The sequence below is a fragment of the Weizmannia acidilactici genome (assembly GCF_008974225.1).
Classification (GTDB): Bacteria; Bacillota; Bacilli; order Bacillales; family Bacillaceae_C; genus Weizmannia; species Weizmannia acidilactici.
Genome location: NZ_BKZR01000070.1, coordinates 1 through 7,644 on the forward strand (window position 1 = coordinate 1; position 7,644 = coordinate 7,644).

Consider the following 7,644-nt stretch of genomic DNA (forward strand, 5'->3'; position numbering starts at 1 on the left):
CAAGGATCAATCGCTTTGTTTTTCAGCGACTTTCATATCATATCACCGACCGCCAAGCATGTCAATAACTTTTTTCGAGAAGTTTCATGCCAGTTGCCGCGACAAAATTAATTATACTAAAATAGTATACTCCAGTCAATATATTTTTTAAATAAAATATCAAAAAAAACGTCAAAGAAAGAAACGGCAATCTGTTTCTTTCTTTGACATTTATCCGACCGTTACGGCAGGATCCATGTTTGAATAACGGCCAGCCCGATAATGCCGGGAACCCCCAGAATGCCGGATACGGATACCGTAGCCAGATTAATGGGAATATGCAGCCCGTAACGGCCCCCAAGCTGATTTAAAAAGAAAAGGAGCACAGCCCCTATGATGGCTTTTATGCACAACTTTCCCGCCCACCGCAGCGGTTTGGTTAAAGCTGTTGAAAACAATAGGAGAAGAATCAGGCTCACAATGGCGATAATGATAACGGTCGAGCTCAAAATTGGTTCACCCCTTTTTTTCTGGCTACAGCCATTTTATGAAGAAGTTGTCCAAAAAAGAACTTGAGCCGGAGCGCGCGGTTAATGAAGGCTGATTTTCCTTTTCTTCACTTCGCGGAAAAGAAAGACATATTTTGCTTCCGTAATTTTTGTCCGGTAGTACAGTTCTTCGTTGAATTCGAAGCTCATGTTTTGGATGGCGTTTTGACGGGCCCACTCATTTTTAACCTCCGTGACCAAATCCAAAAGGAGCGCATCATATTCTTTCCTGAGCTTTTGCTTTTTGCTGAACATCCATATCCACCCCGTACGGTTAAATTTCCCTTCTGCCTTCCAGTGCTTTCGATAAAGTGACCTCATCGGCGTATTCCAAATCGCCGCCCACCGGAAGCCCGTGCGCAATCCGCGTCACTTTAATGCCGGTTGGTTTTAAAAGCCTCGAAATATACATGGCAGTTGCTTCGCCCTCAATATTCGGATTGGTTGCAAGAATAACTTCCTGGACGGTTTCATCTTGCAGCCGTTTCAACAAGTCCGGCACACTGATATCTTCCGGCCCGATGCCATCCATCGGCGAAATCGCCCCGTGTAAAACATGGTACAATCCGTTGTACTCTTTCATTTTTTCCATGGCGATCACATCTTTCGGCTCCTGGACAACGCAAATGATACTTTTGTCACGGTGCGGATCGGAACAAATATAGCACGGGTCCTGGTCCGTAATATGGCCGCAGACGGAACAGTACGTCAAATCCCGTTTCGCGTCGACAAGCGCCTTGGCGAACTCGAGTACGCTGTCTTCTTTCATATCAAGAACAAAAAACGCCAGTCGGGCCGCGGTTTTCGGCCCAATTCCTGGCAGTTTCATAAAACTATCCATTAATTTTGTAATTGGTTCAGGATATTGCATTGTTGACCACACCTTTAAAATCCCGGGATATTTAACCCTTTCGTAAATTTGCCCATTGTCTGCTCTGAAAGTTCGTCTGCTTTTTTAAGCGCGTCATTTGTTGCGGCGAGCACAAGATCCTGCAGCATTTCAATATCGTCAGGATCGACAACTTCTTCCTTAATACGCACTTCAAGCACTTTTTTATGGCCCGAAACGACGACCGTGACCATACCGCCGCCTGCCGTGCCTTCCACTTTTTGCTCGCCAAGCTGCTCCTGCGCCTGCAGCACTTCTTTTTGCATTTTTTGCATCTGTTTCATCATTTTTTGCATATTACCCATATTTCCCATTCCACGCATATTAAACCCTCCATTTAGTCTTTGATTTCAATTAATTCGGAACCCACCAGCTTGATCGCCTCGGACACAACCGGATCATCCGGCATCTTTTCTTCCTCCGTTTCTTCTTTACGGTGGTGGATGTAATTTTCCCTGATCATGTTCCATTCATTTTCGGGAACGCCTGCCGCCTGATACGCAGTGCCCGTCAATTCACTCAACACGGCCGTGATGGCATGTAAAAATTTCTGGTTTTCCATCGCCATTTGGCAGTGGATCTCATACTTAAACTTAATTACAAAAGCATTGGGCGATGCCGCGACCGGTTCCGCTTCATTTAAAAGCGCCGCCTGCGAGCGCATCTGCCTGCTGTTGAGCGTCTCGATCATATCATTCCAGTGGCCTTTGATGAGCTGTAAATCCTGTTTTGTTGCTTCTCTTAATATATCATGAATCCTTCCGACTTGTACCTTAAAACCTTTCGAAGCACGCGGAATTTTTTTCGGCGCCTGCCTGGCCGGCCTTGCTTCCTCATCTTCACGCGGCGACAGCCCGTTTTGCTTTAAAGCCTGTATTTCCTTTTCCAGCTCGTGGACTTTGGCGGCAAGCTTTTGGACAAGATCGTTTTCCGCGGGAGCCGGCTTTTTTTCCTCGCAAAGCTTGATAAAAGCTACTTCCAAATATATCCTAACCATATTTGAAAACCGCATGTCCTGCTGCGTCTTGTTCAGGATATCGATGTAATGGTAAATCTCATCGGTCGAAAGCTCGCGACTGATTTCTTTGATCTCTTCGTCAATATATACTTTTTCAACGGCTTCTTCCATTTGCGGAGCGGTTTTATAAAGAAGCATATCCCGGAAATAAAGGATAAAATCTTCAACGAGCCTTGAAGCATCTTTTCCCTGTTGAAGAAGCGCATCAACGATGTCCAGGCATTTTCCAACATCTTTCTTTTGGATGGCCCGGGCAAGCTGGGTGAAATCATTTTGGGAAATCGAGCCCGTTACCGTTAAAGCATCTTCCACCCTTACTTTCCCATCGCTGAAAGACACCGCCTGGTCAAGCAGGCTCAAAGCATCCCGCATGCCGCCTTCCGCTGCATGGGCAATGATATTCATCGCCTGTTCATCATATTCAATCCCGGTCTGGCCGGCAATGTATATCAGCCGTTTTAAAATGTCCCGGGATGTGATCCTTTTAAAATCAAACCGCTGGCATCGGGAAACAATCGTAAGCGGAATTTTATGGGGTTCGGTTGTTGCCAAAATAAAAATCACATGCTTCGGGGGTTCTTCCAGTGTTTTCAGCAATGCATTGAATGCGCCGATTGACAGCATATGGACTTCGTCAATAATATACACTTTATATTTTACGACGCTCGGCGCATATTTGACTTTGTCGCGGATATCCCGGATGTCATCCACGCCGGTATTGGATGCGGCGTCGATTTCAATCACATCTGGGATGGTGCCGTCCGTAATGCCCCGGCATACCGCGCACTCATTGCACGGTTCCCCGGTTGGTGCATGTTCGCAGTTTACCGCTTTCGCCAAAATTTTGGCGGCACTCGTTTTCCCTGTACCCCTTGGGCCAGAGAAAAGATAAGCATGCGTTGTCTTTTGCTGCAGGAGGGCATTCTGCAACGTTTTCGTCACATGCTCCTGCCCCACAACATCTGCAAACTTCTGCGGCCGCCATACACGGTATAACGCCTGATAAGCCATTTTCAATCCTCCCGGCCTGATTTGCAGTCGTAATCATGCTGCTTCCGATTCACACATTTCTTTTATTATACCTTAGGACAAACCATTTTACATCCATAATCGCACCCTATAGAAAAACCCATCCCGAACCAGGATGGGTATGATCGCTGTATGAAATTAAACTGCCGCGCACCTTTCCTCGACTAACCCTCATAAGCGTTACTTAAGCAGTTAGCTCGGCCCAGGCTGCCCTGCGGCACATGGAATGGTCCACTTAATGCTGCTTCCTTCCGGACCTGACATGGTTCATGGAGTTCCATTGCGCAGGACCCGGACGTCAACACCACTTACTTAAGGCAGACCCTACAAGCAGCCAGCCTCAGAAAGGGATTCAGTCCCGCTGGAGCGGATTGCGGGTACAGGGCACCGCTACCTCCCCACCTAGCGCGGCAAAATTGATACCATTGTTCAAGCGTTATTGGCTAACGCATAATTTAGTATACCTGTCTTTTAGAAAAAAAGCAATCACTCCTGCCTGTTAATTGGTGGAATTTGTGCCATTCTTTTTGGCCACCGTTTTTTCTTTCTTTTTCTTTTCCCTTAGCGACCGGAAAAATGACCGCAGCAATTCCCCGCATTCTTCTTCGAGCACACCGCTTACCACTTCGCTTTGATGGTTGAAACGGCTATCCTGCAGCAAATTCATCAATGTACCCGCGCAGCCCGCTTTCGGATCTTTAGCTCCGTATACGACCCGCTTGATCCTTGATTGCAAAATGGCGCCGCTGCACATCGGGCACGGTTCAAGCGTCACGTACAGCTTGGCATTTTCGAGACGCCACGACCCTGTCCGCGCGCAAGCTTTTTCAATTGCCAAAAGTTCGGCGTGCGCCGCTGCGTTTTGCGTCGTTTCCCGCAGGTTATGGCCGGATGCGATCACTTCTTCATCAAGGACAATGACCGCCCCGATCGGCACTTCATTCATGGCTTCCGCTTTTTTGGCTTCCGCAATCGCTAAGCGCATATAATATTTATCCCGATTTTCCAAATCTAAAACTCCTCCACATAAAGCATCCGTATTCTTATCGTAACACAGCCCGCCCGGAAAAAAACACTGCCGGGAGCACCCAAACAAAGAATTCCCGCGTGCCAAAAGGACCATTAATTTTAGACAGATAGAGAACATTGATATACCCAAAAGAGGAATTACCATCTGCCGAAGGAACCCGCCCGGAAAAATAACATGTTTACAGCCCCCGCGGCATACATTTAACAATAGTGAATAGCCTAAAAAGCACACATTCAGGGCTATGGTCGCCCTGGATCGGATAGATAAGGGGGGACTGTTTTGCAAATCCATGTTGTCGAAAGAAATGATACAATCATAAATATTGCACAAAGATACAGCGTTCCGGCTTCGGAAATCATTTCGGCCAATGAAATCCCGAATCCGGACCAGCTCGTCATCGGACAGGCAATTGTCATACCGATCGCCGGCAGTTTTTACTGGGTACGGCCAGGGGACAGTTTATGGTCCATTGCGCAAAAGGCCGGAATCTCCTACCAGGAGCTCGCCCGAATCAACGGCATTTCCGTGAATCAGAGGCTTCAGCCCGGCCAGCGCCTGTACTTACCTGCCCAGAGAAAAAGAAGAGCGGAATTTAATGCATATGTGGAACCATTTGGAAATACCGTTTCGGCCCAGCTGGAAACGAGCGCCCGGAAAGCTGCCCCTTATTTAACATACCTGGCCCCGTTTGCTTTCCGAGTGAACCGCGACGGAACATTGGTTGCCCCGCCCCTCGGGAACTTGCGGACGATTGCCGATGCGCAAAATGTGATTTTGATGATGGTGATCTGCAATCAAGAAAGTGGGCAGTTCAGCGATGAATTGGGGCGCATTCTTTTGACAAATGAAACCGTCCAGGAAAAATTTTTAAATGAAATTGTTTCAACAGCAAGACGGCTCGGTTTCCGTGACATCCACTTCGATTTCGAATATTTGCGCCCGGAGGACCGCGAAGCGTACAACCGCTTTTTGCGGAAAGCAAAAGCGCGTTTCAATCAGGAAGGGTGGCTGATGTCCACCGCATTGGCCCCGAAAACAAGCGCCGGACAGGTCGGGCGCTGGTATGAAGCCCATGACTATAAAGCCCACGGCGAGATAGCCGATTTTGTCGTCATTATGACGTATGAATGGGGCTACAGCGGCGGCCCGCCGATGCCGGTATCGCCGATCGGCCCGGTGCGCGATGTATTACGCTATGCGGTGACAGAAATCCCGCCAAATAAAATTTTGATGGGGCAAAATCTTTACGGTTATGATTGGACGCTGCCATTTACTCCCGGGGATACCGCAAGAGCGGTCAGCCCGCAGCAGGCGATCCGGCTGGCGGCAAGATACAATGTGCCAATCCAATATGACACGAGATCTGAGGCTCCCCATTTTGATTATACAGACGAAAACAACAGGCGGCACACAGTTTGGTTCGAAGATGCCCGCTCCATCCAGGCAAAATTTAATTTGGTTAAAGAACTTGGGCTGAGGGGCATCAGCTACTGGAAGCTCGGCCTTGCTTTCCCGCAGAACTGGCTGCTGATCGCCGACAATTTTGATGTCGTAAAACGCCCTTCATAAAGCAGCGGCTCCCGTTGCTTTTTTCTTTTTTGAAGGATCCTTATCCCGTTCAAAAAGCTTTACCAATACCCCAACCCGGAACCGCTAAACCCTCTCTTCCATTCCCGTATATCCAACCGCCGTGCAGTTATGCTAAAATAGCAGCAGTGTGCAAAAAATGGGATAAACATGCAGAAACAATCGCTTCAACGGGAGGGTCGCTATGTATAGAATACCGTTTATTGCCGTGGAGGGTCCGATCGGGATCGGCAAAACTTCATTGGCAAAAGCCATCTCAGAACATTTTTCTTTCCGCCTGCTGAAAGAAATTGTAGATGAAAATCCCTTTTTGGGAAAATTTTACACGAATATAGAGGAATGGAGTTTCCAAACGGAGATGTTTTTCCTCTGCAACCGCTACAAGCAGCTGGGTGACATCAAGAAAAACCATTTGCAGCACGGGTATCCCGTCGTTGCGGATTACCATATTTTTAAAAATTTGATTTTTGCAAAGCGGACGTTAAAGGACAGCGAGTATGAGAAATATTTACAGATTTACCGCATTTTAACGGCTGATATGCCACAGCCAAATATCGTCATTTATCTGCGGGCAAGCCTTGAAACCTTACTGAAACGGATCCAAATAAGAGGCCGTGAGATTGAAAAAAATATGCAGAAAGATTATTTGCGCACGCTCTCCGATGATTATGACCGGTTTATGAGCCGATTTGAGTCCGCCCATCCGGACATCCCGGTGCTGCGCTTTGACGGCGACCAACTCGATTTTGTCCAAAACAAAAGCGATTTGCAATACATTCTTTTTCATTTGGAACAAACCTTACAAAAAGGAGTACATACCAATGGAGCTTCGTGAAAAATACAATATTCCATGCCGGACGGTGATCACGGTTGCGGGAACCGTTGGCGCCGGCAAATCCACCTTGACCCGCGCGCTTGCGGAGGCGCTCAATTTCCGGACTTCGTTTGAAAAAGTGGATACAAATCCGTATTTAGATAAATTTTACAATGATTTTAAAAGGTGGAGTTTCCATCTTCAAGTCTATTTTCTTGCGGAAAGGTTCAAGGAACAGAAACGGATGTTTGAATATGGCGGCGGGTTTGTCCAGGACCGTTCGATCTATGAAGATACAGGGATCTTTGCACAAATGCATTACGAAAAGGGCAATATGTCGGCTGTTGATTATGAAACATACAAAAACTTGTTTGAAGCGATGGTGATGACGCCGTATTTCCCGCATCCAGACCTGATGATCTATTTGGAAGGCGATTTAGAGGACATCTTGGAAAGAATTAAAAAACGCGGGCGCCCGATGGAACAGCAGACCCCTGTTGAATATTGGATTGAAATGCACAAAAGATACGAGCAGTGGATCAATTCATTCAACGCCTGTCCGGTTCTCAGACTGAATATCAACGAGTACGATCTTTTCCAAAATAAAGATGCAATTGAACCGATTGTCGAAAGGATCGGTTATATGCTTCAGCAGGTCGCAACCGTAAAAAATAAGCGGGATTTCATTTCAAATCCGGATTTTGCCTAAAAACGTTGAACCGGCCCTCCGCTTTTTTTACCGATACAAAA

At 47.1% G+C, this 7,644-nt stretch carries 9 protein-coding genes and 1 other RNA gene; 3 read left to right on the forward strand and 7 right to left on the reverse strand.

What is annotated here, in order from left to right; all coding sequences use genetic code 11:
- Positions 1-221 precede the first annotated feature (221 nt).
- The 7 genes from GBH70_RS15890 to tadA form a co-directional block, all read right to left on the reverse strand.
- Positions 222-488, reverse strand: a complete 267-nt coding sequence (locus GBH70_RS15890; protein ID WP_151681944.1) for a pro-sigmaK processing inhibitor BofA family protein — start codon at positions 486-488, stop codon at positions 222-224.
- 81 nt (positions 489-569) lie between these two features.
- On the reverse strand, positions 570-782 hold the full coding sequence (locus tag GBH70_RS15895; RefSeq protein WP_151681945.1) for a YaaL family protein: 213 nt from the start codon (positions 780-782) through the stop codon (positions 570-572).
- 19 nt (positions 783-801) lie between these two features.
- Positions 802-1,398 carry a recombination mediator RecR gene (recR, locus tag GBH70_RS15900; RefSeq protein WP_151681946.1) on the reverse strand — a complete coding sequence of 199 codons (597 nt, stop codon included), beginning with the start codon at positions 1,396-1,398 and terminating at the stop codon, positions 802-804.
- A gap of 14 nt (positions 1,399-1,412) precedes the next feature.
- Complete coding sequence (locus GBH70_RS15905) at positions 1,413-1,730, reverse strand: YbaB/EbfC family nucleoid-associated protein (protein ID WP_371862197.1); 318 nt, start codon at positions 1,728-1,730, stop codon at positions 1,413-1,415.
- A gap of 23 nt (positions 1,731-1,753) precedes the next feature.
- Entirely contained in the window at positions 1,754-3,445 is a 1,692-nt protein-coding gene (dnaX, locus tag GBH70_RS15910) for a DNA polymerase III subunit gamma/tau (RefSeq protein ID WP_151681948.1), read from the reverse strand.
- A gap of 164 nt (positions 3,446-3,609) precedes the next feature.
- Positions 3,610-3,874: signal recognition particle sRNA large type (gene ffs, locus GBH70_RS15915), an RNA gene on the reverse strand.
- Positions 3,875-3,962: 88 nt separating this feature from the next.
- Entirely contained in the window at positions 3,963-4,472 is a 510-nt protein-coding gene (gene tadA, locus GBH70_RS15920) for a tRNA adenosine(34) deaminase TadA (protein ID WP_151681949.1), read from the reverse strand.
- Between the two features lie 300 nt (positions 4,473-4,772).
- Between tadA and GBH70_RS15925 the strand changes: the two genes are divergently transcribed.
- The 3 genes from GBH70_RS15925 (at position 4,773) to GBH70_RS15935 (ending at position 7,603) form a co-directional block, all read left to right on the forward strand.
- Positions 4,773-6,062, forward strand: coding sequence for a glycoside hydrolase family 18 protein (locus GBH70_RS15925; protein ID WP_151681950.1), 1,290 nt, complete (start codon positions 4,773-4,775; stop codon positions 6,060-6,062).
- Positions 6,063-6,264: 202 nt separating this feature from the next.
- Positions 6,265-6,915 (forward strand): deoxynucleoside kinase, encoded by a 651-nt coding sequence (locus GBH70_RS15930; RefSeq protein ID WP_151681951.1) that lies wholly within the window; start codon positions 6,265-6,267, stop codon positions 6,913-6,915.
- Positions 6,902-7,603 carry a deoxynucleoside kinase gene (locus tag GBH70_RS15935; protein WP_151681952.1) on the forward strand — a complete coding sequence of 234 codons (702 nt, stop codon included), beginning with the start codon at positions 6,902-6,904 and terminating at the stop codon, positions 7,601-7,603. The genes GBH70_RS15930 and GBH70_RS15935 overlap by 14 nt, the downstream gene beginning before the upstream one ends.
- Positions 7,604-7,644 lie beyond the last annotated feature (41 nt).

Coding starts and splice junctions, on each gene's coding strand:
- dnaX (WP_151681948.1), bottom strand. CDS start 3,445: ATGGCTTATCAGGCGTTATACCGTGTATGGCGGCCGCAGAAGTTTGCA.
- GBH70_RS15905 (WP_371862197.1), bottom strand. CDS start 1,730: ATGGGAAATATGGGTAATATGCAAAAAATGATGAAACAGATGCAAAAA.
- recR (WP_151681946.1), bottom strand. CDS start 1,398: ATGCAATATCCTGAACCAATTACAAAATTAATGGATAGTTTTATGAAA.
- GBH70_RS15930 (WP_151681951.1), top strand. CDS start 6,265: ATGTATAGAATACCGTTTATTGCCGTGGAGGGTCCGATCGGGATCGGC.
- GBH70_RS15935 (WP_151681952.1), top strand. CDS start 6,902: ATGGAGCTTCGTGAAAAATACAATATTCCATGCCGGACGGTGATCACG.
- GBH70_RS15895 (WP_151681945.1), bottom strand. CDS start 782: ATGTTCAGCAAAAAGCAAAAGCTCAGGAAAGAATATGATGCGCTCCTT.